24 protein-coding genes are annotated in these 22838 nt (G+C 71.2%); 7 read left to right on the forward strand and 17 right to left on the reverse strand.

The genetic code is table 11. The features are described 5' to 3' along the window. Positions 1-78: 78 nt before the first annotated feature. Both ACFYU0_RS28790 and ACFYU0_RS28795 read right to left on the reverse strand, forming a co-directional pair. Positions 79-282, reverse strand: a complete 204-nt coding sequence (locus ACFYU0_RS28790; RefSeq protein ID WP_018544743.1) for a hypothetical protein — start codon at positions 280-282, stop codon at positions 79-81. 381 nt (positions 283-663) lie between these two features. Further along, entirely contained in the window at positions 664-945 is a 282-nt protein-coding gene (locus tag ACFYU0_RS28795; RefSeq protein WP_351664343.1) for an acylphosphatase, read from the reverse strand. Positions 946-1126: 181 nt separating this feature from the next. Between ACFYU0_RS28795 and ACFYU0_RS28800 the strand changes: the two genes are divergently transcribed. Then, positions 1127-2227 carry a CAP domain-containing protein gene (locus ACFYU0_RS28800; RefSeq protein WP_389304922.1) on the forward strand — a complete coding sequence of 367 codons (1101 nt, stop codon included), beginning with the start codon at positions 1127-1129 and terminating at the stop codon, positions 2225-2227. 20 nt (positions 2228-2247) lie between these two features. On the opposite strand, the gene ACFYU0_RS28805 is transcribed toward ACFYU0_RS28800, so the two are convergent. The 4 genes from ACFYU0_RS28805 to ACFYU0_RS28820 are packed head-to-tail and all read right to left on the reverse strand — an operon-like array spanning position 2248 to position 5622. After that, positions 2248-3489, reverse strand: a complete 1242-nt coding sequence (locus ACFYU0_RS28805; RefSeq protein WP_389304924.1) for a tyrosine-type recombinase/integrase — start codon at positions 3487-3489, stop codon at positions 2248-2250. After that, positions 3489-3683 (reverse strand): helix-turn-helix transcriptional regulator, encoded by a 195-nt coding sequence (locus ACFYU0_RS28810; protein ID WP_380972169.1) that lies wholly within the window; start codon positions 3681-3683, stop codon positions 3489-3491. Before ACFYU0_RS28810 ends, ACFYU0_RS28805 begins: the two co-directional genes overlap by 1 nt. Then, complete coding sequence (gene repSA, locus ACFYU0_RS28815; protein WP_389305154.1) at positions 3680-5068, reverse strand: replication initiator protein RepSA; 1389 nt, start codon at positions 5066-5068, stop codon at positions 3680-3682. The genes ACFYU0_RS28810 and repSA overlap by 4 nt, the downstream gene beginning before the upstream one ends. 26 nt (positions 5069-5094) lie before the next feature. Continuing rightward, positions 5095-5622 (reverse strand): hypothetical protein, encoded by a 528-nt coding sequence (locus ACFYU0_RS28820; protein WP_380972166.1) that lies wholly within the window; start codon positions 5620-5622, stop codon positions 5095-5097. A 193-nt stretch (positions 5623-5815) separates the two neighbouring features. On the opposite strand from ACFYU0_RS28820, the gene ACFYU0_RS28825 reads away from it, so the two are divergent. Both ACFYU0_RS28825 and ACFYU0_RS28830 read left to right on the forward strand, forming a co-directional pair. After that, the gene (locus ACFYU0_RS28825; protein ID WP_389304928.1) at positions 5816-6574 is read left to right on the forward strand and encodes a GntR family transcriptional regulator; all 759 of its coding nucleotides are present in this window, start codon (positions 5816-5818) and stop codon (positions 6572-6574) included. Then, entirely contained in the window at positions 6571-7128 is a 558-nt protein-coding gene (locus ACFYU0_RS28830; protein WP_389304930.1) for an AAA family ATPase, read from the forward strand. Before ACFYU0_RS28825 ends, ACFYU0_RS28830 begins: the two co-directional genes overlap by 4 nt. Before the next feature lie 459 nt (positions 7129-7587). Here the strand turns inward: ACFYU0_RS28830 and ACFYU0_RS28835 are convergent, their stop codons facing one another. Together ACFYU0_RS28835 and ACFYU0_RS28840 are read right to left on the reverse strand one after the other, a co-directional pair. Beyond that, on the reverse strand, positions 7588-8298 hold the full coding sequence (locus tag ACFYU0_RS28835; protein ID WP_389304932.1) for a hypothetical protein: 711 nt from the start codon (positions 8296-8298) through the stop codon (positions 7588-7590). Between the two features lie 242 nt (positions 8299-8540). Then, positions 8541-8930 carry a hypothetical protein gene (locus ACFYU0_RS28840; RefSeq protein ID WP_351664347.1) on the reverse strand — a complete coding sequence of 130 codons (390 nt, stop codon included), beginning with the start codon at positions 8928-8930 and terminating at the stop codon, positions 8541-8543. A 157-nt stretch (positions 8931-9087) separates the two neighbouring features. Here ACFYU0_RS28840 and ACFYU0_RS28845 point away from each other — a divergent pair, with 157 nt between their 5' ends. Then, positions 9088-9390 (forward strand): muconolactone Delta-isomerase family protein, encoded by a 303-nt coding sequence (locus tag ACFYU0_RS28845; RefSeq protein ID WP_389304934.1) that lies wholly within the window; start codon positions 9088-9090, stop codon positions 9388-9390. A 33-nt stretch (positions 9391-9423) separates the two neighbouring features. Here the strand turns inward: ACFYU0_RS28845 and ACFYU0_RS28850 are convergent, their stop codons facing one another. Then, positions 9424-10008 (reverse strand): flavodoxin family protein, encoded by a 585-nt coding sequence (locus tag ACFYU0_RS28850; RefSeq protein WP_389304936.1) that lies wholly within the window; start codon positions 10006-10008, stop codon positions 9424-9426. Between the two features lie 115 nt (positions 10009-10123). On the opposite strand from ACFYU0_RS28850, the gene ACFYU0_RS28855 reads away from it, so the two are divergent. Further along, positions 10124-10522: a helix-turn-helix domain-containing protein gene (locus ACFYU0_RS28855; RefSeq protein ID WP_351664353.1), complete on the forward strand. Its 399-nt coding sequence runs from the start codon at positions 10124-10126 to the stop codon at positions 10520-10522. A 28-nt stretch (positions 10523-10550) separates the two neighbouring features. On the opposite strand, the gene mutM is transcribed toward ACFYU0_RS28855, so the two are convergent. The 8 genes from mutM to recG all read right to left on the reverse strand — a co-directional run bounded on the left by mutM (position 10551) and on the right by recG (position 17844). Then, positions 10551-11408 (reverse strand): bifunctional DNA-formamidopyrimidine glycosylase/DNA-(apurinic or apyrimidinic site) lyase, encoded by an 858-nt coding sequence (mutM, locus tag ACFYU0_RS28860; RefSeq protein WP_351664355.1) that lies wholly within the window; start codon positions 11406-11408, stop codon positions 10551-10553. An 81-nt stretch (positions 11409-11489) separates the two neighbouring features. Then, on the reverse strand, positions 11490-12281 hold the full coding sequence (rnc, locus tag ACFYU0_RS28865; RefSeq protein ID WP_389304939.1) for a ribonuclease III: 792 nt from the start codon (positions 12279-12281) through the stop codon (positions 11490-11492). 8 nt (positions 12282-12289) lie between these two features. Beyond that, positions 12290-12463, reverse strand: a complete 174-nt coding sequence (rpmF, locus tag ACFYU0_RS28870) for a 50S ribosomal protein L32 (protein WP_007493396.1) — start codon at positions 12461-12463, stop codon at positions 12290-12292. A 2-nt stretch (positions 12464-12465) separates the two neighbouring features. After that, positions 12466-13110 (reverse strand): DUF177 domain-containing protein, encoded by a 645-nt coding sequence (locus ACFYU0_RS28875; RefSeq protein ID WP_351664359.1) that lies wholly within the window; start codon positions 13108-13110, stop codon positions 12466-12468. 146 nt (positions 13111-13256) lie between these two features. Then, entirely contained in the window at positions 13257-14369 is a 1113-nt protein-coding gene (locus ACFYU0_RS28880; protein WP_389304941.1) for a cell division initiation protein, read from the reverse strand. Between the two features lie 57 nt (positions 14370-14426). After that, positions 14427-14906, reverse strand: coding sequence for a pantetheine-phosphate adenylyltransferase (gene coaD, locus ACFYU0_RS28885; protein ID WP_250399907.1), 480 nt, complete (start codon positions 14904-14906; stop codon positions 14427-14429). Positions 14907-14932: 26 nt separating this feature from the next. Continuing rightward, positions 14933-15520 carry a 16S rRNA (guanine(966)-N(2))-methyltransferase RsmD gene (gene rsmD, locus ACFYU0_RS28890; protein ID WP_351664363.1) on the reverse strand — a complete coding sequence of 196 codons (588 nt, stop codon included), beginning with the start codon at positions 15518-15520 and terminating at the stop codon, positions 14933-14935. Between the two features lie 107 nt (positions 15521-15627). Further along, positions 15628-17844, reverse strand: coding sequence for an ATP-dependent DNA helicase RecG (gene recG / locus ACFYU0_RS28895; RefSeq protein WP_389304944.1), 2217 nt, complete (start codon positions 17842-17844; stop codon positions 15628-15630). A 202-nt stretch (positions 17845-18046) separates the two neighbouring features. On the opposite strand from recG, the gene ACFYU0_RS28900 reads away from it, so the two are divergent. After that, positions 18047-19873, forward strand: a complete 1827-nt coding sequence (locus ACFYU0_RS28900; RefSeq protein WP_389304946.1) for an HSP90 family protein — start codon at positions 18047-18049, stop codon at positions 19871-19873. Beyond that, positions 19873-22815 carry a tetratricopeptide repeat protein gene (locus tag ACFYU0_RS28905; RefSeq protein ID WP_389304948.1) on the forward strand — a complete coding sequence of 981 codons (2943 nt, stop codon included), beginning with the start codon at positions 19873-19875 and terminating at the stop codon, positions 22813-22815. Before ACFYU0_RS28900 ends, ACFYU0_RS28905 begins: the two co-directional genes overlap by 1 nt. The last annotated feature ends 23 nt before the right edge of the window (positions 22816-22838 follow it).

Here is a 22838-nt window from a genome sequence, read left to right on the forward strand (position 1 = left end):
GTCGCGGACGCCGTCAACTAGTGCGGTTGATACGGGCACCCCAACCGCTGCGACTGCTTTCGTGGAGCGATGCAGCGATCAGGTGAGCGCAGGCTCCGCCTGGTGTGCGTCGATGCTCTCCATGATCCTGTCCTGAGAGGCGGCAGCCGCCAGCGCGTCGTTCTCCGCCTGGATCCGTACGAGCTCGGACTCCAGGTCCTGTACACGCTGCTGCAGCCGTCGCATCTCGGCGAGGAGTCGAGGGTCGGAGCCGCCGACGTAACCGAGAAGCGCCTTTGCCATGATGGATGGTCCTCCACAATGAGTGACCGACCGATGCGGTGTGGGTCGTGAGGGATTCGCACCCGCGGTGCTTGGCACACTCGAGTGTTGCTCTGCGTTCCTACATGCCAAACAGCTGAGGTGCGCGGGGCTTTCAGCGTCTCACCAAAAAGTTTGACGGTCAACACGATCACACCCCGTATTGGCGGGCGAACCCGGGGCGCACGGCCACCGGAACGTGGCGCTGCGTCTCCTGCGGGGCCCTCGGGGCGTGGCGATCAGCTGTACCAGCGGAGCCTGCCACGTGGCGCTCTTCTTGGCAACCACCAGCCCCTTTCTGCTGCCGGCACGTGCCAGAGGCAGGTCACCGCGCGGTGGCCTGGGCGGCTTTACAGAATCGGTTCACCGGATGGCGAAGCCGTCGTACCCGCCGCGGGGTGTGTCCCAGATCTCGGTGACACCGTCGACGCGTCCGGGCGTGTCGCCGTCCTGGAGCCAGTCGAGCAGACCTTCGCAGCCCTTCCGGGACCCCTCGGCGACGACCTGGACCCGTCCGTCGCCCAGATTGAGAGCAAAACCACTCAGGCCGCCGATCTCCAGCGCCTTGGCCCGCGTGAACCAGCGGAAACCCACACCTTGGACGCGTCCCCTCACCCAGGCGACCAGTCGAACATCCTCGCTCATGGGTGCAACCTAACCGGCCAATGTCACTCGGGACACATCCCGCCCCAGTGGCATGCGGTACCGTCCGGACCCAATGAATCTCATATGAAACTCACTCGTTCGAGTGAGTGGAGTTGGCCATGCGGAGTCGCCCACCAGGTGAGCGCCGGGACGGCCGCGAGACGAGGAAGAGGGCAAGGGCATGGGACGCCACCGACGCTCCGCCGCCGGCCGCGCCGCCACCGGCCGGGCCACAGGGGTCACACAGACGCACCACTCGGCCACGGGCGGCGGGAACCCGCAGGAGCCGTACGCGGGCGACCGCGAGCCCATGGGCATCGCGCCGTATCTGCACCCCGAGGCGTACGCCGAGACCACCGCCCGGAGCACCGCCTACCTGTACTCGGTGGACGACGAGCCCGCGCGGGTGGCCGGCGACGGCGGCTTCGCCCCGGCCGACGGCCCGTCCCACGGCCGCCGGCGCAAGAAGAGGGCGGCCACCCCGGTACGCACCGGACTGCTCGGCGTCTCCGCCGCCGTGGCCCTCGGCACCGTGGCGGTGGCCACCGGTGTCGTACCCGGACTGGAGAACTACCAGCTCGGCGGCGGCACGAACACCACCGGCGGCGACCGGGTGCAGGCGGCGGACTCCCCCAGCAACACCGCGTCCGAGCAGGGCGGAAACTCGGGCAGCGCGGACCGCCCGGGCGGCGGCGGTTCCGCCGCGAGCCGCGACAGCGGGCGGGCGGCCTCGTCCGCTCCCTCCGGCGACGCCTCCAGGTCGGCCTCGGCGTCCCCCACCCCGACCAGGACGCCGTCGAAGAAGCCCTCGCCGACGGCGAAGGCCCCCGAGCGGAAGAGCATCCCGTCGCGCCCGGCGACGACGCCCCCGAAGGCGACCTCCGCGCCGGTGACGGTGTCGACGCAGGCCGCCGTCGAGGCGGAGGTGCTCAAGCTGGTGAACGAGGAGCGGGCCAAGGTCGGGTGCAGCGCCCTGTCGGCGAACTCCTCGCTGACCGCGCTGGCCGAGGCCTTCAGCGACGACATGGCCGCGCGAGGCTTCTTCGACCACACCGACCCCGACGGGGCCACCCCCTGGGACCGGGCCGCGAAGGCGGGCATAACCGACCTCGGCGGCGAGAACATAGCCCGCGGCCAGGCGGACGCGGCAGCGGTGATGGAAGCCTGGATGAACAGCCCCGGCCACCGCGCCAACATACTGAACTGCGACTTCAAGACCCTCGGAGTCGGCGTGCACACGGGCCCGGGCGGCCCCTGGTGGACGCAGGACTTCGGCTATTGAGATAACCGCAGGTCAGACGGCTAAGCACCCTCCTGGGCCGTGTCGGGGCCGTCAGCCGTGGGTTCCTCGTCCGCGAAGACGCGATCCACGGCGGCCCGAGTCCGCGTCCCGCTCGACGGCATCAAGTGCGTGTACGTCCGCAGCGTGAAGCCGGGGTCATGGTGGCCCAGGTACTCACTGAGAGCCTTGATGCTCTCCCCCGCGTCCAGCAGCACCGAGGCGTAGAAGTGCCGCAGCGCGTGCATGCCGTTGTCCCGTCCGGTCTCGACGCCCCCGGCCCGAAGTGCCGGCCGCCATACCCGGTCGTTGAAGCGGTTCCGATCCAGCGCCAGCCCCATGGGTCCGGTGAAAATCAGCGAGGCCGTGACGGGCGGACCGTCGAGGGTCTTCCACGGCAGCGTGATCCTCGTGGCCGGATGCCGCTTGAGGTGACCGGCCAGCGCGAAGGCGACGGACTCAGGCAGAGGGACGTCACGCTGCTTGCCACCCTTCGGCGGGGCGAACACCGGCCGGGACAGCCGCAGTAGCTTGACCTGCCGTACGACGTGCACCACTCCCCCGAGGAAGTCCACGTCTTCCACGGCCAGGCCGAAGGCCTCACCCTGACGCAGGCCGCACCCGGCCGCGATGTTGACGAGGGCCTGGTAGCGGTCCGGCAGTGCTGAGCGCACGGCCTTGATTCGTTCGGCAGGCCACGGCTTGACCTTGCGAGGCTCCAGGCGCGGCGCCCGCACAGACCGAGCGCTGCACGGGTTGGCCCGGATGATCCGGTCCTCGACGGCAGCCGTGAAAACAGTGGAGACATGGGCGAAGATGCCGCGCCGGTACCCCGCGGAAAGCCCACGATCCTCCAGGGTCCGCAGCCAGAGCCTCAGGTGTGACGGCGTAAACGACGCCAGTGGCCGCGTGCCGAGGTACGGAATGGCGTGCAGCCGCAGCCGACTCTCCACGGACTCACGGGTCAGCGGGTCCGTGATCTGCGTGGCCATCCACGCTACGGCGTACTGCTCGAACGTGACCTTGCCAGCGTCGGGGTCGACGTAATCGCCGCGCGACATGTCGGCCTCGATGTTGGCGAGCCACTGTTCCGCCTTGCGTTTCTGCTTGTCCGGAAAGCTCTTGGACTTCTCGGACCCGTCCGGGCCGATGTAGCGGGCTCGGTAGCGGAGACCGACGCCGAAGCGTTCAGTCTTGACCTTCACGGGCTTGCCGTCCGGTCCCGGCTCAGTCTTGTACCACCGGTCTTGGATGTGTCCGGCCATCAGGCGGCCCCTTCCATCAGAGACTCGACCCAGGTGCGGACGTCTTCGGGGTCGAAGCGGAGATGCCGGCCGACGCGGAAGCCGCGGGGGCCGGTGCCCTTGCGCCGCCACTGGTAGACGGTCTCGACCGGCACACCGAGCAGGTCAGCGACGTCGATCGGGGTCAGATAGCGAGAGGGCAACGAGCGCTTCATGCGGCCCCCTCCCAGGCGTCAAGGTCTGCCAAGGCTTCACGTGCTGTCTCGCGGTTCAGCCGGATATCCCGCGCGATGGAGGAGGCGAGCCAGGATTCACCGGGGGTGTGTCCCTGCCCGGCGTAAGCCCAGTGGGCGAGCACGAGCGTGGAGCCCTCCGAGTCGTCGAGGTCTTCGGAGAGCCCGCGTTCGCGGCGTTCCTGCCGGGCCCGGAAGTCGGCCCGCGCCTGGCGCAGCGCGCCGAGAGTGGTTGAGTAGCTGCGGGACTTGGTGGAGAAGTGGCCACGGAAGCCGAGCATGTGAGCCCACCGGGCCAGCAACCGTTCCGGGTAGGCGTCATCCAGCGCCCAACAGGCTTCGATGAGCCGCCGGGTGTGTCCAGGCAGCGGCAGCTTGTCCAGCTCCGCCAGCTCTCCGATGCGGCGGTCGACGGTGCCCGTGGTCTCGGCGGCCTTCGTGGCGTACTTCGCCACGTAGGAGGCGACCGCCTGTTCAGTCAGTTCCTCACGGCCCAGCGCACCGATGGCCTGCACGTCGACCTGCGAGCCCCAGCGCAGGACCCGCTCCGGATGGTCGCCGGACTCGGGCACCAGCACCGAGACGCGCCCAGCGGCGGCCCGGATCGCCCCGTCCAGCAGAGCCACCGTTGCCCAGGCTGGCGGAGCGGTGTCGGGACCAGCCGGACCGTCCAGGCGCACCACGGCGTGGAAGTGCACGGCCCCGCGCTTCTGGAACTCGGCGACCTTACCGAAGGAGACCCGGCACACCTCCCGCAGCGCCGACTGTGTCAGCCCCGCCCGCGCGGCGATCTCCCGGCGCAGATAGATAGTGAAGCGCCGCCACAGATCCCCGGCGTAGTTGTTGAACAGCACCGCGCCCGCGTAGTCGTACCGCTCCGGATCAAGGGCTGTGCCGAGGGCCGGGTCATCCTCGGCGTGGGAGCTCCCGCAGCGGCAGCGGCCAGAGTCGGGCCGGTTGTGTACCGGGCCGAACGACGGGGCAGTGAGGGTGGCGAAGACTCGAGGATGATCCCGCACAGTCGCAGGCACGTCCTTGCGATCATCCCCCGTGATCCCAGCCCGGATCAGGTGATAGGTGTCGCCCGCGTAAGTCCACGCGCAGGCCGGGCAGCGGGAGGCCCGCCGGTTGCCGCAGGCGACTCGCAGCATGCCGCCCGGCTCCTGCTCAGTGCTGTAGGAGTACAGCACGTCACCAGTCTTGGCATCACGGGTCACGGTCTGGCCCATGAGCCGGATCGGGTGAGCGCAGCCGCCGGTACGGCGCACCTGGTCCTGCCACCGATCGAAGTCGGGCGAGTTCGCCACCCGCAGCAGGTCTGCCAGGGTCAGAGGGTCGACGCCCATGGAAGCCGCAGCACCGGCCACGGCCTCCGGAGAGACGGGGAACACCGTCACGCGGCACCCCCGCACAGCGAGCACGGGCCGTAGCCCTCCTCGTACCAGTCCGCATCCACGTCGACGGCCCAGCACGCCCACACCTGTCGGGTGTCGCCACACTCGGGGCACGGCCCGTCCAGCAGGAACCGACCGCCACGCTCCCGAGCCTCATCGCTCATGGAGGAGAAGTGCGTAACAAGCGCTGCAAGCTCCCCAGCCCGCCGGTCGCGCTTGCGGTTCGGGAACCGCTCGGCGTGGGCTCGCTTCTGCTCAGCCGTAACCCTCTTCCGCGCTTCAAGACGCCGGAATCCGGCATCCAGTGCGGCGACGTGACGGAGCCGGTCCAGGCCGACCCGGGCGACCCCCTGAATGATCCAAGCGACAAGCTGCGCTTCGTCCCCGCGCTTGTAGCGATAGCCGTCCGGCAGATCCGAGGCGTACAGCGCCACAGTCCGCTCGCCGTTCGACAGGTCTTCGACCGACACGGACGGCACAGATAAAGCGACCGAGGGGGCGTGCTTAGCAACCAGAGTCGCGGGCATGATGGGACTTCCCTTCGAGGGATCCAGGGGCGGCGGTTCTTCTTGGCGGTTGAGCGCCGCCCCTGGGCAGGCGTAGTTGGTGCTGAACCTCGCTCATTCAGCAGCAGGTACATCCCTAAGGTTCCCTAGGGCACCTTAGGGTGTCAAGGGGTACGCTAGGGATGCAGTCAACTGAGACAAGGGAGCTGACCCGATGGCAGACCAGGCCGACAATCGAGCGCCCTATGCGCAGATTGCCGCCCACTACGCGGAGCTGATCACATCCGGCGGACTTCAGCCGGGATCCCTTCTGCCGAGCATCAAGAACCTCTCCCAGGAGTGGAGCGTCAGCGCCGCGACTGCCGAGAAGGCGTTGCGGAAGCTGCGCAACGAGGGCCTTGTCAGGGGCATCCACGGCATCGGGACCGAGGTCCTGGACCGTCCTGCCCCAATGTCCTCCGGGTCTCAGCGCCAGGACCGAGGCCGCCGCACCGGGTCTAGTTGGGGAACCGGCGAACGGTCCGACTCGCATCAGGCTTCGGTGGTGCCGGCGCCCGCAAACGTGGCGCAAGCGCTGGATCTCAAGCCCGGCTCGAACGTGATCCGGCGCAGCCGGGTCTACCGCGACCGACACGGCATCGTCGCGCACTCCACGTCATGGATTCCCGTCAGGTATGGAGAGCTGATCCCGCAGCTCACCAGCAGTGAGCGACTGTCCGGGGGAACGTCGCTGCAACTCATCGTGCAAGCAACCGGCCGCCCCATCACGCACCGGTTCGACACCGCGTCGGCTCGACTGCTCACCCCGGAAGATGCCGAGCTGCTGGAGCTGGACCCCAAGAAGGCCCTGCGGGACCCGGTAGTCGTCATGACTGCGAAGTTCGTCGACAGTGAAGGCACCGTCGTTGAGTACGGCGTCGACCTCGGCGGCCCCGGTCGTACGTGGCAGACGGAATCGGAAGTCACCCAGTGACCGCCGCGGACACCGCTCGTCAACCGTTCTGTGTCCTCATGGCGGGGCTTCCCGGCTCAGGGAAGACCACTCTGGCCCGTGCGCTGACAGCACGAGGCTTCGTCAGGCTCTGCCCGGACGAAGAGATGTTCCGCCGACACGGCGTGTACGGGGTCGACTTCCCACGAGGGACGTTTCCGACCCTTGAGCGGCCGATCCTCGAAGAGACATCGGTAGAGCTCCGTGAGCAGCTCCAGGCCGGGCACGATGTGGTGGTGGACCATGGCTTCTGGACGCCGGAAGACCGTGCTCACTGGCGATCGGTTGCAACCGAAGGCGGCGCCGTCTCGGTCGTGGTCTACCTCGAGGCCAGCCACGAGGAGCTGTGGTCCCGTGTGAGCAAGCGCAATGCCCGGCACGAGGACGATCCGAACTCGATCTACTTTGCCGAGAGCGACCTGATCCGCTACCGGAAGCGATTCGTGGCTCCGATGCCCGACGAGCCGCACCTTGTCTATGACGGGGACCCTGAGTCTGTCTTCAAGACTCTGCACTCAGCGCTGGACCGCTCATAGCCGGGACCACGAGGCCGCCAGAGCACGAGTTACAGGTTTCTCTACCTCATCAAGCACCCGTCGTCGCTTCGCTCCTCCGGGCGGGCGCGGGCGGCCGGCGGCGCCCGCGCTCATGTCTCCGCCCCGCTCGGCACCGCCGCCCGCCCGCTCCCGCCCATGAGGCAGGCACACGGGCATGAGGTCAGAACACGTCGTGGCTGAGGCGGTCGGCTCCGCGACTTTAGCCAGCCACTTTGGCGCGAGCCTCGAAGATCATGGCCCCAACGTCGTGCTTTACCGGGCAGGTCCACAGACTGCCCGACGCGCCGGAAGCTTACGGGGCCATGATCACTCGCGCCAAAGCAGCTCCCGGCCAAAGTCGCTACGCCGACCGCGTGGGCAGCTACCCGGGTGGTCGTGTCCCCGCCACGTGGTGTAGCGGATCAATCGGTTTGTGCTCGCCCCACACGATCGGCTCCCCTAATCCGGGCTTCCTGGCAGTTCCTCCTCGGTATCGGTGACGGGCAGCCCGGTTGCGGCTTCGAGCCGTCGTATCAGCTCCCGCCGAGTTTCCGCGCCCTGCCGGAGCTGCTCACGGTAGGTTTCGGCGTCCTGCCGGATCCTCTCGCGGTAGGTTTCGGCGTCCTGCCGGATCTTCTCGCGTTCCGTTTCCGACTTGTTCTTACAGAGATCTACTACGGCCTTGAGGGCGGCGACTGCAGTACCGGCGCCGAGGAGCACCTTCACGGCGGAGGCGAAAGTCGCGATCGTCTCGGGGGGGACTACGCTCCCCGGGCCCACCGCCACACGCCCCAAGACTGGCGCTGGCCACGTCCAACGCGCCCTTCGCAGATCCTGCACCTCTGGAGGCTCTCCCCCGGGCCACGGCAAATCTGGACGGGCTCTTCGTTGCCCGGCCCACTCACGCGTGCCGTCCTCCTGGCCTTCCGGCAGTGGAAAGATGCGGTATGCACCATCGCTACTGACCTCGAGCATCGATGTTTCTTGAGGTTCTCGTAGGTCGAAGACGATGACCCAGCCTCCGCCGAGGGCCGCCGTACGAGCGACGATCTCGGAGCGGACAGCATCGTCGGGACAGCACCAGTAGCAATGGCCGGTGTCGAGTTCCGCGATGGCTAACTCCCTGCCGCCGGGGTCGACGACGGCGAGGTAGACGTTGTTGTCTGACATCACCACAGAATCGGCGCTTGCCTCATACACGGTCCAGGGATTCTCGGGATCTCCCCAGCCCTGATGTCGATTATTGATCGCCTACACCACTTCGTGGTGCGCCATCTTGCGGGCCGTCGTAGGGCCGTCGAAGGGTGCTCAACGACGACCAACGCTGACAACCGACGACAGCTAAGTCGCAGGTCGCAGCGTTGATCGATTGCCCGGCCGCAGGTCAGGACCCCGGCCCACCACTTCTTCGGCTACTGAGCCCTCCGCTCGATGTGGATCCTCGTCAGCGCGAACAGGATCAGGAGGTCGAGCGTCATCACGGGGATGGCCCACAGCGGGTAGTACGGAACGAACATGAACTGGGTGATCAGGCTGACCGCGGCCACCGCTCCACCGGCCCCGCGCCCCCAGCTCCGGTCCGACAGGACTCCCAGGCCGGCGATCACGAGTACCACTCCGATCACCAGGTGGATCCAGCCCCAGGCGGTCACGTTGAACCGATAGGCGTACTGGGAGGCGGCGAACAGGGTGTCATGCGCGATCCCGGCCGCGCCCATCAGGATGCTCAGGGGCCCGCTGAGGAGCATCAGGATCCCGGCGAAGCGGGAGGCCTCGTCGTTGATCTCATCGCCGCCGGACACCCCGTGTCCTCGCCGCGTTCCGTCAGGCACCGTTGTCATGGCAGCAGCCTTCCTGTACGGCCCGATCGCGTTCCCGGCTTTCATGATGGATCTTCCCGGGACGCCCCGCCTCCCGGGCGGCCCTGCGCACCGGCACGGCCGGTCGTAGCCTGATCGCATGCGCGAGTTCCTGGTGGAGATCGTCACCGACATCCCAGAGGGCACCGACCCCGCCGAGGTCGACCGGCGCCGAGCCGCCGAAGCGGTCCGGGCGAAGGAGCTGGCGGCGAGCGGCAACCTGGTCCGGCTCTGGCGCCCGGTCGGCGAGCTGCGGAGCATCGGCCTGTGGCGGGCCGCCGACGAGGCGGAGCTGCACGAGAAGGTGCTCGGCACGCTGCCGCTCAGGTCGTGGATGACCCTGACCGTCACCGCGGTCGAACCCCATCCGAACGACCCGGGCAGGCCCGACGTCACGGCGTGATCGCGCGAGCCTGCCCCACCGCTTCCCGCTCGCTCAGGCCGCCGCGCGGCCCCGGACCAGGACGCGAGCGGTCTCGGTGACCCGGCGGCCCAGGTGCTCCGCCGTGGCGATGTCCGCCTTGTGCACGGCGTCCGGGCCCTCGTCCACGTTGGTCTGGGCGGCGGCGCCCGCGAAGACGCCGAGGCGGTTGAGGTCGTGCTCGGAGCCCTCGCTGTTGTTCCAGCCCGGGTGCAGGCCGAGGTTGACCCAGTGCATGCCGTGCTGCCCGGCGAGGATCTGGAAGAACTGCAGCGTGTGCAGCTTGTCGCCGCTCTTGGAACCGGAGTTGGTGAAGCCGGCCGCCAGCTTGTCCTTCCAGTCCTGGCCGAACCAGCGCTTGGAGGACGCCTCGGCGAAGACGTGGAAGGCGCCGGAGGCGGTGCCCATGTAGGTGGGCGAGCCGAAGACGATCGCGTCGGAGCGGTCCAGCGTCTCCCACTGCTCGTCGGTGATCTCGTCGACCGCGATCAGGTGGACCTCCGCGCCCGCCTCGGCGGCACCGGCGCGGACGGCCTCGGCGAGCACGGCGGTGTGGCCGTAGCCGGAGTGGTAGGCGATGGAGACAACGGGCGTGGTCATGGGAACTCCTCGGAGGTACACGAAGGGGCTGCTCACTGAAGATGACGAAAGGAAAGCACTAACTTCTGGTTAGTGCAACCTGGTGGTGAGCGCTGCGTTCGCGTACGCTTGTGGTATGAGCACAGACCAGCAGCCCGCCATCGGGGACGACCTCGCGTTCAACGTGTTCGCCAAGGCGTGCCCCTCGCGCGGCACCCTCGAGCACGTCACGGGCCGCTGGGGCGGACTGACCCTCGGCGCGCTCCACGAGGGCTCGCTGCGCTTCAACGAGCTGCGCCGCCGGGTCGACGGCGTGAGCGAGAAGATGCTGTCCCAGACGCTGCACGCGCTGGAGCGCGACGGTCTGGTGCACCGCGAGGCCCAGCCGACCAACCCGCCCCGCGTGGACTACGAACTGACCCCGCTCGGCCACCGCGTCGCGGAGCGGCTGCTCGCCCTCATCCACTGCGTGGAGGGTTCGATGGACGACGTGCTCGCGTCCCGCGCGGCCTACGACGCCCGGCAGCCGTCCTAGTCCTCCGCTCGGCTACTGGGCGCGTCGGCTACTGGGCGCGCGGCGCCCGCTGGCACTTCGGGCAGAAGTAGCTGGACCGGTTCATCCACGGGCGGCGGCGCATGGGCGTACCGCACCGCTTGCACGGCAGGCCCTCGCGGCCGTAGGCGTCAAGGGACCGGTCGAAGTAGCCCGACTCGCCGTTGACGTTGACGTAGAGGCTGTCGAAGCTGGTGCCGCCGACGGCGAGGGCCGCGTTCATCACGTCCCGTACGTGGCCGAGGAGTTCGGCGGTGCGCGGCCGGGTGAGGCCGGCCGTGGGCCGTTCGTAGTGGAGGCGGGAGCGCCACAGGGCCTCGTCCGCGTAGATGTTGCCGACCCCGCTGATCAGCGACTGGTCCAGCAGGGCCCGCTTGATGGTGGTGCGCTTGCGGCGCAGGGCCAGGTGGAAGGCCTCGTCGTCGAACAGCGGGTCGAGGGGGTCGCGGGCGATGTGCGCGATGACGTCGGGCAGCCCGTCGGGGGTGTTGTCGTGCAGCGAGAGCCCGCCGAAGGTGCGCTGGTCGACGAAGCGCAGCTCGGTGCCGAGGGAGTCGGCGAACCGGACCCGGACGCGCAGGTGCTTCTCGTCCGCCGTCTCGTGCGGCTGCACCAGGAGCTGGCCGCTCATGCCGAGGTGGGCGAGGACGGACTGGTTCGTCTCCTCCAGCGGCAGCCACAGGTACTTGCCGCGCCGGCTGGGCGTGCCGATGTGGTGGCCCTTGAGCCGGTGCGCGAAGTCGTCGGCGCCGGCGACGTGCCGGCGCACGGCACGCGGGTGCAGTACCTCGACCTCGGCGACCGTGCGGTGGGCGACCCACCGCTCCAGGCCGCGCCGGACGACCTCGACCTCGGGCAACTCGGGCATCGTGACCCCCGTACGAACCGTGGGATGAAGGCGAGCGCCCACCCCGGCGTGAACGGCGGGGCGGGCGCTCGGTGTTGCTCGTCAGGCGGGCGCGGACGACGTGTCGTCGTCCTGGACGGCCTCCGCGGCCGTCTTGGCGCGCTCGTCCGCGGCGGACCGGATGGCCCGCCAGGCGGACTCGGCGGCCTGCTGCTCCGCCTCCTTCTTGCTGCGGCCGGTGCCGGTGCCGTACGAGACGCCTCCGACGCGGGCGGCAGCAGTGAAGGTCTTCTCGTGATCCGGGCCGGTCTCCGTGACCAGGTACTCGGGGACGCCGAGCCCTTCGGTCGCGGTCAGCTCCTGGAGACTGGTCTTCCAGTCCAGGCCGGCGCCGAGATTCGAGGACTTCTCGATCAGCGGGTCGAACAGGCGGTGCACCAGTTCGGAGGCCGCGTCGAGGCCCTGGTCGAGATAGACCGCGCCGATCACCGCTTCAAGGGTGTCGGCGAGGATGGACGCCTTGTCCCGGCCGCCCGTGCCCTCTTCACCCCGGCCGAGCCGGATGAAGGCGCCCAGGTCGAGGCCGCGGCCCACCTCCGCCAGCGCACGCGAGTTGACCACCGCGGCCCGCAGCTTGGCCAGTTGGCCTTCGGGGAGGTCGGGGTGGGTGCGGTACAGCGTGTCCGTGACGACGAGGCCGAGCACGGAGTCCCCGAGGAACTCCAGCCGCTCGTTCGTCGGCAGACCGCCGTTCTCGTACGCGTAGGAACGGTGGGTCAGCGCACGCACCAGAAGGGCGGACTCGAGCTGATAGCCGAGCCGCCCTTCCAGAAGCGTGTGGGACGAGGCCTGGTTTTCCGTCGCCTTCTTGGGACTGGACACAGTGCCTCTCACCAGCCCGCTCAGACTTCGAGGACCTGGCGCTTGTTGTAGGTGCCGCAAGACGGGCACGCGATGTGCTGCAGCTTGGGCTCGTGGCAGCGCTCGCACGCAACCAGGGTGGGGACCGCAGCCTTCCACTGCGACCGGCGGTGGCGCGTGTTGCTGCGCGACATCTTCCGCTTCGGAACAGCCACGGCTACTTCTCCTGCTTCTCGTCGACGCCCGGTTCGGCGCCGCTCATCTCGTCCTTCTCGCCGTCCTGCATGGTGCCGGCGAGTCCCTGCAATGCCGCCCAACGAATGTCGACGGCGTCGTGGTGGTGGTCCGGGTCGTCCGCGAGCCGCGCTCCGCACTCGGAGCACAGGCCCGGACAGTCTTCCTGGCACACCGGCTGCATCGGCAGTGCGAGCACCACCGCATCGCGCAGCAGAGGTTCGAGGTCGAAGAGTCCGTCCTCGAGGTAGAACCTGTCCTCGTCGTCCTCGGCGTCGTCGCCCGGTTCCGCGATCACGCGGCCCCGGTCGTCGGCGTCAGGGTACGAGAACAGCTCCTGGAAGTCCGCTTCGAGCTCAAGCCCGACCGGCTCCAGACACCTTACGCACTCCCCCTCGGCCTGTGCACGGGCGGTGCCTGTGACGAGCACCCCTTCCATGACCGACTCGAGCCGGAGTTCGAGCTCCACCGGGGCGCCTTCCGGCACTCCGATGACTCCCTGCAGACCGAGGTCCCTGGGGGCGTCGATCGTGCGGGTCAGGCGCTGCAGCGCGCCAGGACGCCGACCCAGCTCGTGCGTGTCGAACACGAGGGGGTTGCGGTGGTCCAGCCGTGCGTTGGAAGCCATTCCTGCTTTCGATCTTCGAACTCGGAGGGCCGCCGCCCGACGGTGTTCCGGGCAGCGGAGATCGCGGACGTACACGCGACCGAAGAGCCAGGATACTGGACCTTTCGCTCAGGGCCCAATCCGGTGGTGGCTCAGGGGGCCCGGGCCTACAGACCGCGCCCCTGTTCGTACGCCCGCAGCTGCTCCGCGCTGATCATGCCGGTGTCGAAGAGGCTGGTCTCGTCGAGGGCGTAGCCCTGCTGGTCCTGCGCCTGCTGGGACTGGTGCGGCTGCTGGGACTGGTGGACCTGCTGCGGGTCGTACGGCGCCTGCTGCGGGTCGTAGGCGGCCTGCTGGGGGTCGTAGCCGCCCTGATAGGCGTAGGGGTCGGCCTGCTGATAGCCGTACTGGTCCTGCTGCGCGTAGTCGGGTTGCTCCGGGAAGGACCCGTAGGCGTCGGGCTGCTGCTGGTAGCCGTAGGCCGGCTGCGGCTCGTACGACGGCTGCGGGGGCTGGGCGGGCTGCTGCGGCCGGGCCGGGGCGGGGCGCTCGGCCGGGGTGTCGGCGAGGGCCGCGAGGTCGGCCAGGTAGTCGGCGTCGCTGGAGTGCTGGAAGGTCGTGGTGTCGTCGGCGAGGGCGCCGAGGTCGTCCGTGGCGATCCGGCCGTGCAGCTTCTGCCGGCCGCGGCCGACCGCCTCCAGGGTCTTGGCGAGGACCGCCTCGAAGGCGCCGAGCTTGACGTCGACGTACGCGTCGGCGTTGTGGCGCAGGGTCTCGGGGTCCTGGCTGCGCTCGGGCGCGTCCTCGTCCTCGTAGCCGTTCTCGTCCAGGCCGGGGCCGGTGCCGAGCAGCTTCTCCCGTCCGCGGCCGACCGAGCCGAGGGTCTTGGTGAGGACGACCTCGAAGTTGGCGAGCTTGGAGTCGACGTAGTCGTCGGCCTCGGCGCGGATCTCCTCGGCCTCCGTGCGGGCCTCGGTGAGGATCCGGTCGGCCTCGGCCTGGGAGCGGCGGACGATCTCGGTGTCGGAGATCAGCGAGCCGCGCTCGGCGTGGGCGTTCTCGATGATCCGCCCGGCCTCGGCGCGGGCCTGCTCGACCATCTGCTCACGGTCGCCGATCAGCTCCTGCGCCTGTGCGAGGGAGCCGGGCAGCGCCTGGCGCACCTCTTCGAGCAGCGCGAGCAGCTCGGCGCGGTTGACCACGCACGAGGCAGACATCGGCATGGACCGGGCGCCGGAGACCGTGGAGACGATCTCGTCGAGCTTCTTCTGGACGTCCACCTGTGCTCGCCACTCTCTACTGCTGTGTTGGAGACGGACGGGACGACTGTAGTCCCATCAGCCCTTGTGCAGACGTCCGTTCAGGGCCTCGAGAACCGCGGGCGGCACCAGGTGGGAGACGTCACCGCCCCAGGCCGCGACCTCCTTGACCAGTGAGGAGGAGAGGAAGCTGTAGGTGGGGTTGGTGGGCACGAACAGCGTTTCGACACCGGTGAGGCCGTTGTTCATCTGGGCCATCTGCAGCTCGTAGTCGAAGTCGCTGACCGCGCGCAGGCCCTTGACGATGGCGGGGATGTCGCGCTGCTTGCAGAAGTCGACGAGGAGGCCGTGGAAGGCCTCGACCCGGACGTTTCCGTACTCGGCGGTGACCTCGCGGATCAGCTCGATCCGCTCCTCGATCTCGAACAGGCCCTTCTTGGACTGATTGATCATCACCGCCACGTAGACCTCGTCGTACAGACGCGAGGCGCGGGCAATGATGTCGAGGTGTCCGTTGGTGATCGGGTCGAACGACCCGGGACAGACGGCGCGGCGCACTAGTGATCCCTCGCTCTCCGGTCCGGTCATCGTGCGTCTTCGCACGTAGAGGCGGCGCGACCGTACCAAAACGTTCCCTCGCCGTAACGACGGGACCGGATCGCCTCGAAGCCGTCCGGCCAGTGGAACGGGCCGCCTCTGGTGCTGCGCTCCACGGTGACGAGGGCTTCCTCGGCGAGCCAGCCCTCCGTGCGGAGTGTGAGCAGAATCTCCCGAAGATCGTCGTCCGTGACGGCGTACGGGGGGTCCAGGAAGGCCAGTTCGTAGGGGGCGGCCGGCGGTGCCGTTCTGATCACCTGTTCCGCCTTGCCCGCTCTCACCTCGGCGCCGGGCAGGCCCAGGCTGCGCACGTTGTCCCGGACGGTCCTCGCCGCGCGGGCGTCCGCCTCGACCAGGAGGGCGTGGCCCGCGCCCCGGGAGAGGGCCTCCAGGCCCACGGCGCCGGATCCGGCGTAGAGGTCGAGGACCCGTTCGCCGTCGAGGGGGCCGCCGAGCAGGGACTGCCAGGTGGAGAAGAGACCCTCGCGGGCGCGGTCGGAGGTGGGGCGGGTTCCGGTGCCGGGTGGTACTGACAGGCGCCGTCCGCCGGCCCGGCCGGCGATCACGCGGGTCATGTGGGGTCCTTCTCCGTGGGCGGTGGTACGCCTCATTGTCGCCGGTCGCGCCCGCGCGGCGGTAGCCGCATACGCCGTACGGCCGGGCGCCTCCTCGTCGGCCCTGGTCAGCCCTTCTCCAGGTACTGCTCCCGCTCCGCGTCCAGCAGGGCGTCCAGAGCGGTCCGCAGTCCCGGAAGGCCCTCCAGCTCGGGGTCGGCCGCCACCACCGCCGCCGCCTCCTGTCTGGCCTCGGCGATGAGTTCCTCGTCCTCGATGACCGCGAGGACGCGCAGGCTGGTGCGGGCGCCGGACTGGGCCTGCCCGAGGACGTCGCCCTCGCGGCGCTGCTCCAGGTCGATGCGGGAGAGCTCGAAGCCGTCGAGGGTGGAGGCGACGGCGTTCAGCCGCTGGCGGGCGGCGCTCGCTTCGGGCATCTCGCTGACCAGGAGGCAGAGGCCGGGGGCCGAGCCGCGGCCCACCCGGCCGCGGAGCTGGTGGAGCTGGGAGACGCCGAAGCGGTCCGCGTCCATGATCACCATGGCGGTGGCGTTGGGCACGTTGACGCCGACCTCGATGACCGTGGTGGCGACCAGGACGTCCGCCTCGCCGGCCGCGAAGCGGCGCATGACGGCGTCCTTGTCGTCCGGGTGCATCCTGCCGTGCAGCACCTCGACCCGCAGTCCCCGCAGCGGGCCGCGGGCGAGCTGGTCGGCCACCTCGAGCACCGCGAGCGGCGGGCGCTTCTCGGCCTCGTCCTCGGCGGACTTCCTGGCGCCCTTCCCGGACTCGTCCTCCTCGTCGCCGATCCGCGGGCAGACCACGTAGGCCTGGTGGCCGTTCTCCACCTCCTCGCGCACCCGCTCCCAGGCGCGGGCGAGGAAGTGCGGCTTGTCGGCGGCGGGGACGACATGGCTGGCGATCGGCGAACGGCCGGCCGGGAGCTGGTCGAGGACGGAGGTCTCCAGGTCGCCGAAGACGGTCATGGCGACCGTGCGCGGGATGGGGGTCGCCGTCATGACCAGCAGGTGCGGGGGCTGCTTGCCCTTGCCGCGCAGGGCGTCGCGCTGCTCGACGCCGAAGCGGTGCTGCTCGTCCACGACCACCAGGCCGAGGTCGTGGAACTGGACCTTGTCCTCGATCAGGGCGTGGGTGCCGATGACCAGGCCGGCCTCGCCGGTGACCAGGTCCAGCAGGGCCTGGCGGCGGGCGGCCGCGCCCATCGAGCCGGTGAGCAGCACGACCTTGGTGGCGTGCTCGGCGCCGCCCAGCATCCCGCCCTCGGCCAGCTCGCCCATCATCTCGGTGACCGAGCGGTGGTGCTGCTGGGCGAGGACCTCGGTGGGCGCGAGCATCGCGGCCTGGCCGCCCGCGTCGACCACGGCGAGCATGGCGCGCAGCGCGACGAGCGTCTTGCCGGAGCCGACCTCGCCCTGGAGGAGGCGGTGCATCGGGTGCTCGGTGGCGAGGTCGTCGAAGATCTCCTCGGAGACCTTGCGCTGGCCCTCGGTGAGGGTGAAGGGCAGCCGGTCGTCGAACGCCGTGAGGAGGCCGTCAGGCCGGGGTCTGCGGGCCACCGCCGGGAGCTGGGCGTCGGCGTGGCGGCGGCGGGCGAGGGCGACCTGGAGGACGAAGGCCTCGTCCCACTTCAGGCGGGCCCGGGCGTCGGCGATGTCGGCCTGGGTGTGCGGGCGGTGGATCTTGAGCAGGGCCTCGGGAAGGGTGACCAGGCCGCGCCCCTGCTGGAGGGAGGGCGGCAGCGGGTCGACGGCCTCCTGGGCGGTGGGCAGCACCGTCTGGACCGCCTTGCCGATCTTCCAGGACTCCAGTTTGGCGGTCGCCGGATAGATCGGGATCAGGGCGCCGGCCCAGGTCTCGACGGTCTCCTCGCTGTCGCCGTGAAGCAGTTCGTAGGCCGGGTGGGCGAGCTGGAGGCGGCGGTTGAAGACGGACACCTTGCCGGCGAACATCGCGCGGGTGCCCGGAAGCAGCTCCTTGTGGGGCTTGTGCACGCCGTTGCCGAAGAAGACCAGCGTGAGCCTGCCGCTGCCGTCGGTGATCGTGACCTCGAGGCGCTGCCCCTTGCCGCGCGGGGCCCTGGACGAGGCGAAGGTGTGCAGGCGGGCGTCGGCGACCTGGGCGACCACCGTGACGTGCTCGTCCATCGGGAGCTCGGCGAGGGGGGTGAGCCGGCCGCGCTCCTCGTATCTGCGCGGGTAGTGGTGCAGGAGGTCGCCGACGGTGGCCAGGCCGAGGTGCTCGGCCATCACCTTCGCGGTGGCGGGGCCGAGCACTGACTTCAGTGACTGCTTCAGTGGTTCTTCCAGTGCGGGCACGAGATCCATTGCACACCACCGCACTGACAAAGCCGTAGCGAACGCCCGGCGGCTTCGGGTCCGCGCCTCGTAAGGATTCGGGAAACCGCTGGTCAGGCGGCTCGTTCCGGCCCTAGGATGGCGCGCTCCGGCCATCCCCCGCGGTCACCGCCCCACCTGGGACCGCCCGACCCCGCGCCGAACGCACGCTCCCCCCGCCGGCGCCGCGACGATGGACTCCCAGATCCCACAGTCACCCCAGGCATCCCCGTCACCCCACACGTTCCAGGTCGACCTGCGCGGTCTGGTGGACCTGCTCTCCCATCACCTGTACTCCAGCCCCAGGGTCTATCTGCGCGAGCTGCTGCAGAACGCCGTGGACGCCATCACGGCCCGGCGGTCCGGGGATCCCGGCGCCCCGGCGCGGGTGCGGCTGCACGCGGCGGACGGGACGCTGCGGGTGGAGGACACCGGCGTCGGGCTCACCGAGTCGGACGTGCACAGCCTGCTGGCGACCATCGGCCGCAGCTCCAAGCGGGCGGACGGCGTGCAGGAGGCCCGGGCCGACTTCCTCGGGCAGTTCGGCATCGGTCTGCTGGCCTGTTTCGTGGTCGCCGAGCGGATCCGGGTGGTCAGCCGAAGCGCCCGTACGCCCGGGGCGCCGCCGGTGGAGTGGACGGCGTGCGACGACGGTTCGTACACCGTGCGCACGCTGCCGGACGCGGAGCGGCCCGAACCGGGCACCACCGTGCACCTGGTGGCGCGGGCCGGTGCGAAGGAGTGGCTGTCGCCCGAGCGGGTCCTGGACCTGGCCCGGGACTTCGGCTCGCTGCTGCCGTACGACGTCCGGGTGGGCGAGGAGGCGGTCACCGACCTGCCGGCGCCCTGGGACCGGCCCCACCCGTCGCCGGCCGCCCGGCGGGTGGCGCTGGCCCGGCACTGCCAGGAGCTGTTCGGGTTCACGCCGCTGGACTCGATCGGCCTGGACGTACCGGTCGCCGGGATCCGCGGGGTGGCATACGTGCTGCCGTCGGCGGTCAGCCCGGCGCAGCGGGCCACGCACCGGGTGCACCTGAAGGGCATGCTGCTCACCGAGCGGGCCGAACAGCTCCTGCCGGACTGGGCGTTCTTCGTGCGCTGCGTGCTGGACACCGACAGCCTGCGGCCCACGGCCTCGCGCGAGGCGCTGTACGAGGACGAGACGCTGGCGGCCGTGCGGGAGGCGCTGGGCGAGCGGATCAGGTCCTGGCTGACCGGGCTGGCGGCCGGCGATCCGGAGCGGCTGGGCGCTTTCCTCGCCGTGCACCATCTGGGGGTGAAGTCCCTGGCCCGGCACGACGGGGAGATGCTCCGCACGATGCTGCCGTGGCTGCCGTTCGAGACCACCGACGGCCGGCTTTCCCTGGAGGAGTTCGCACAGCGGCACCCGGTCGTGCACTTCACGCGGACGGTCGAGGAGTACCGGCAGGTCGCGCCGATCGCCTCCGCGCAGGGCGTCGGGGTGGTCAACGGCGGTTACACGTACGACAGCGAGCTGGTGGAGGCGCTGCCCTCGGTGCGGCCGGGCACGGTGGTCGCCGAGCTGGACGCGGACACGGTGACCGCGCACCTGGACGCGGTGGACCCGGCGGAGGAACTGGCCCTGTCCGGCTTCCTGGCGGCGGCGCGCGCGAAGCTCGGCCCGCTGGGCTGCGACGTCGTGCTGCGCGCGTTCCACCCGCTGTCGGTGCCCGCGCTGCACCTGGACGACCGGGCCGCCCGGCACGAACAGGCCCGGGCCGAGGCCGAGGAGCGGGCCGACGACCTGTGGGCGGGCATCCTGGGCTCGCTGCGCGGCGGCGCACCGCGCGCGCGGCTGGTGCTCAACCACCTCAACCCGCTGGTCCGGCGGATCGCCGCGGTCCGGGACCCGGAGCTGATCGGCACCGCCACCGAGTCGCTGTACGGACAGGCGCTGCTGATGGCGCAGCGCCCGCTCAGGCCGGCGGACTCGGCGCTGCTGAACCGGGCGTTCATCGGCCTGCTGGAGTGGGCCACACACGGGGAGAACGGTCACTGATGGACGGGATCGCGGACTTCGACGCGCTGCGCCGGGCGATGGCGGAGAACGCGGAGCGGCCGGAGGGGCCGGCCCGCAACGCGCGCGCGGAGGAGCTGCTCGCTCAGGCCGAGCGGCTGAACAACCCGCTCGCCGTGATCGAGGCGCTCGGGCACCAGCTGAAGGTCTACAACTACAGCTCCGAGAAGGACAGGATGTTCGTCCCGTTCGCGCGGCTGCTGCGCCTGTGGGACGAACGGCCCGGGGACTTCGACGAGTACGAGACGCACTCGCTGCACTGGGTCTTCAAGTGGATGTCGGCGGGCATGCTGGACCAGCCGCACGTGCCGCTGGCCGCGGTCGAGAAGTGGCTCGGCGAGATGGAGCACCGCTACCGGCTCGCCGGGCACTCCGAACGGGCCGTGCGGGCCTCCGAGTTCGGCGTGGCCTCGCACATCGGCGACCTGCCCCGGGCGCGGCGGGCGTACGCCGCCTGGCTGGCCGCGGACCGGGACGCGATGGCCGACTGCCACGCCTGCGAGCTGCACGTGCAGGGCGCCTGGCAGGTCGAGTGCGGTGAGGACGCCGAGGCGCTGCGGCTGTGGCGGCCGGTGCTGGAGGGCGAGTACGGCTGCGCCCACGAGCCGCACACCGTGCTGGCCTCCTCGCTGGCGCCGCTGCTGCGCCTCGGCAGGACCGACGAGGCACGCGCCCACCACCTGCGCGGTTTCCGCCTGGTGCGCCCCATGGAGAGCATGCGCGGCGCCTACGCCGACCACGTCGAGTTCTGCGCACTGACCGGCAACGAGGCGCGCGGTCTCGAGCTGCTGGCCGAGCGGCCGTCGTACTTCACGGACACCGGGCATCCGCGCAGCCGGCTGGACTTCCTGGCCGTGGTGGCCCTGCTGATGGACCGGCTGACCGTGCTCGGTCTGGGCGGGCGGCCGGTGCCGGGGCCGGCCGGGCGGGCCTGGACCGCCGGGGAACTGGCCGCCCACGCGCGCGCGGAGGCGGTGGAGCTGGCCGCGCGGTTCGACGCGCGCAACGGCACGTCGTACGTCGGCGACCGCGTCCGCGCACGGATGGCCCAGGAGCCGTCGGCGGAGCGGCTGCCGCTGGGGGTGCGCACGGCGCGCGCCCACCCCGCCCCGGTGGTCGCGCCGCCCGCGCCGGAGGCGCCCGAACCAGCCACGGCCTCCGGCGAGTCCGGCCTGGCCGCGCTGCTGGCCGAGGCGCGCCGGCTGTCCCAGACGCTGCGGCCGCACGCGCTGGAGGCGTGGGCGGCGGTCGCGCGGGCGGCCGAGGGAGCCGAGCTGGAGCCGCGCGCCCGGGCGGAGATCGCGGACCACCAGGCGATGGAGCGCGGCCCCGAGGGCCTGCCTCTGTTCGAGCGGGCCGCCGCGCTGTACGCGGAGGCGGGCGATCCCGGCGAGGCGCTGGCGGCACGCGCGCGCGGTGCGTACGTGCGGGCGCTGGCGGGCGAGGTGGACGCCGCGGTGCCGGCGGTCGCCGCGCTCCGCGACGAGGTGCTCGCGCTCTACGCCGCGGAGGGCACCGGGGTGCGGCAGACGGCGGCGGTGCTGATGAGCCGGGCGCGGGTCCTCGTGCGGCGGCTGCGGGAGTACGGCGGCGGCGTGGGCGGTGATCCGCGGGAGGCGCTCGCGGAGGCCGGGCGGGCCGTGCGGGAGGTGCTCGCGCTCGTCGGGGGACACGCGGACGGCGACGTACGGCTGGCCGCCCGGTCCGCCGAGGCGCGCGGGATGCTCGCCGGGCTGGCCGCGCTCGCCGGGGACGCGGAGCGGGCCGCCGAGGGCAACCGGCGGGCCGCCGCCGAGTACGTGGCGGCCGGTCTGCCCTGGTTCGCGGTGGAGCACGAGGTCGAGGCGGCCGGGCTGGCCCACGGGCTGGGCGACCCGGCCGGGACCGAGCGGGCGCTGCGGTCGGCGCTGGAGCACGGCGGCCCGTACCTGGAGCCGGCCGGGCGGGCCCAGCTCCATATGCAGCTCGCCGAGGTGATCGGCGGCCGGGGCGGGACCGGGGAGGCCGCGGAGCACGCGCTGGAGGCCGCGCACTGGGCCGACGAGGCGGGCGAGAGCGGCACCCTGGGCGCGTGGGCACGCCACCAGCTCGGCGGGTTCCTGCTGCGCGAGGGGCGGTACGCGGAGGCCGCCGAGGTGCTGGAGTCGGTGCTGCCGGACCTGACCGCCGAGACACACGGCGAAGAGGCCGTCGTACAGGCGCGGTGGTGGCTCGGGGACTGCCTGAGCGAGCTGGGCGAGCACCGTGCGGCGGCCGAACGGCGGCTGGGGGCGGCCGAGATCGCCCGGCACTGGCCCGAGCAGCAGGACCACGCCACGCTCGCCCATCTCGCCGCCGAGTCGCTGGGCGACGCGGGGCTGCTCGCGGACGCGGACCGTGCCTACGCGCGCGCGGGCGAGCTGTGGCGCGGGCTCGGCAACCCGTACTTCCTGGTGCGTTCGCTGCGCGCCCGCGCCTGGCTGGCCTCCCGCGGCGAGGGGCCCGCGGACCCGGCGCGGGAGCTGATGGCGGAGGCGGTGCGCGAGTGCGAGCGCGCCCTGGCGGCGGCGGAGCCGGCGGCCCGGGACGGGCTCACCGCGGAACTGGCGACCACACACCGCCAGTTCGGTGATCTGCTGGCCCGGTCGGCCGCGGGCGACGGGGACGGGGACCGGGACTTCGAGGAGGCCTTCGAGGCGGCGCTGGAGCAGGTGGACCGAGCGGCCGGGCTGTTCGGCACGCTCGGCGCCGAGGGGCTGCACGACCGCACCGGCGCCGAACTGGCCGCGGGCCGGCTGGAGGCCGACCTCGGCCGTCCGGCTCGGGCGGCGGCCCGCGCGCGCGGGGTCCTCGCGGCGTACGAGGGCGCCGGGGCCCCGGACGACACGGCCCGCTCCCGCCGCGCCGAGGCCGAGGCGCTGCTCGGCGCCCTGCCGGACCACTGAGCGGGCGGCTCACGGCGCCGGGG

Origin of the sequence: Streptomyces sp. NPDC003720 (genome assembly GCF_042875075.1) — a bacterium.
Classification (GTDB): domain Bacteria; phylum Actinomycetota; class Actinomycetes; order Streptomycetales; family Streptomycetaceae; genus Streptomyces.

Coding starts and splice junctions, on each gene's coding strand:
- ACFYU0_RS28795 (WP_351664343.1), bottom strand. CDS start 945: ATGAGCGAGGATGTTCGACTGGTCGCCTGGGTGAGGGGACGCGTCCAA.
- ACFYU0_RS28875 (WP_351664359.1), bottom strand. CDS start 13,110: ATGGCTTCCAACGCACGGCTGGACCACCGCAACCCCCTCGTGTTCGAC.
- ACFYU0_RS28825 (WP_389304928.1), top strand. CDS start 5,816: ATGGCAGACCAGGCCGACAATCGAGCGCCCTATGCGCAGATTGCCGCC.
- ACFYU0_RS28820 (WP_380972166.1), bottom strand. CDS start 5,622: ATGCCCGCGACTCTGGTTGCTAAGCACGCCCCCTCGGTCGCTTTATCT.
- rsmD (WP_351664363.1), bottom strand. CDS start 15,520: ATGACCCGCGTGATCGCCGGCCGGGCCGGCGGACGGCGCCTGTCAGTA.
- mutM (WP_351664355.1), bottom strand. CDS start 11,408: ATGCCCGAGTTGCCCGAGGTCGAGGTCGTCCGGCGCGGCCTGGAGCGG.
- ACFYU0_RS28900 (WP_389304946.1), top strand. CDS start 18,047: ATGGACTCCCAGATCCCACAGTCACCCCAGGCATCCCCGTCACCCCAC.
- ACFYU0_RS28790 (WP_018544743.1), bottom strand. CDS start 282: ATGGCAAAGGCGCTTCTCGGTTACGTCGGCGGCTCCGACCCTCGACTC.
- recG (WP_389304944.1), bottom strand. CDS start 17,844: ATGGATCTCGTGCCCGCACTGGAAGAACCACTGAAGCAGTCACTGAAG.
- ACFYU0_RS28905 (WP_389304948.1), top strand. CDS start 19,873: ATGGACGGGATCGCGGACTTCGACGCGCTGCGCCGGGCGATGGCGGAG.
- ACFYU0_RS28800 (WP_389304922.1), top strand. CDS start 1,127: ATGGGACGCCACCGACGCTCCGCCGCCGGCCGCGCCGCCACCGGCCGG.
- ACFYU0_RS28810 (WP_380972169.1), bottom strand. CDS start 3,683: ATGAAGCGCTCGTTGCCCTCTCGCTATCTGACCCCGATCGACGTCGCT.
- ACFYU0_RS28805 (WP_389304924.1), bottom strand. CDS start 3,489: ATGGCCGGACACATCCAAGACCGGTGGTACAAGACTGAGCCGGGACCG.
- ACFYU0_RS28855 (WP_351664353.1), top strand. CDS start 10,124: ATGAGCACAGACCAGCAGCCCGCCATCGGGGACGACCTCGCGTTCAAC.
- ACFYU0_RS28845 (WP_389304934.1), top strand. CDS start 9,088: ATGCGCGAGTTCCTGGTGGAGATCGTCACCGACATCCCAGAGGGCACC.
- ACFYU0_RS28850 (WP_389304936.1), bottom strand. CDS start 10,008: ATGACCACGCCCGTTGTCTCCATCGCCTACCACTCCGGCTACGGCCAC.
- ACFYU0_RS28835 (WP_389304932.1), bottom strand. CDS start 8,298: ATGTCAGACAACAACGTCTACCTCGCCGTCGTCGACCCCGGCGGCAGG.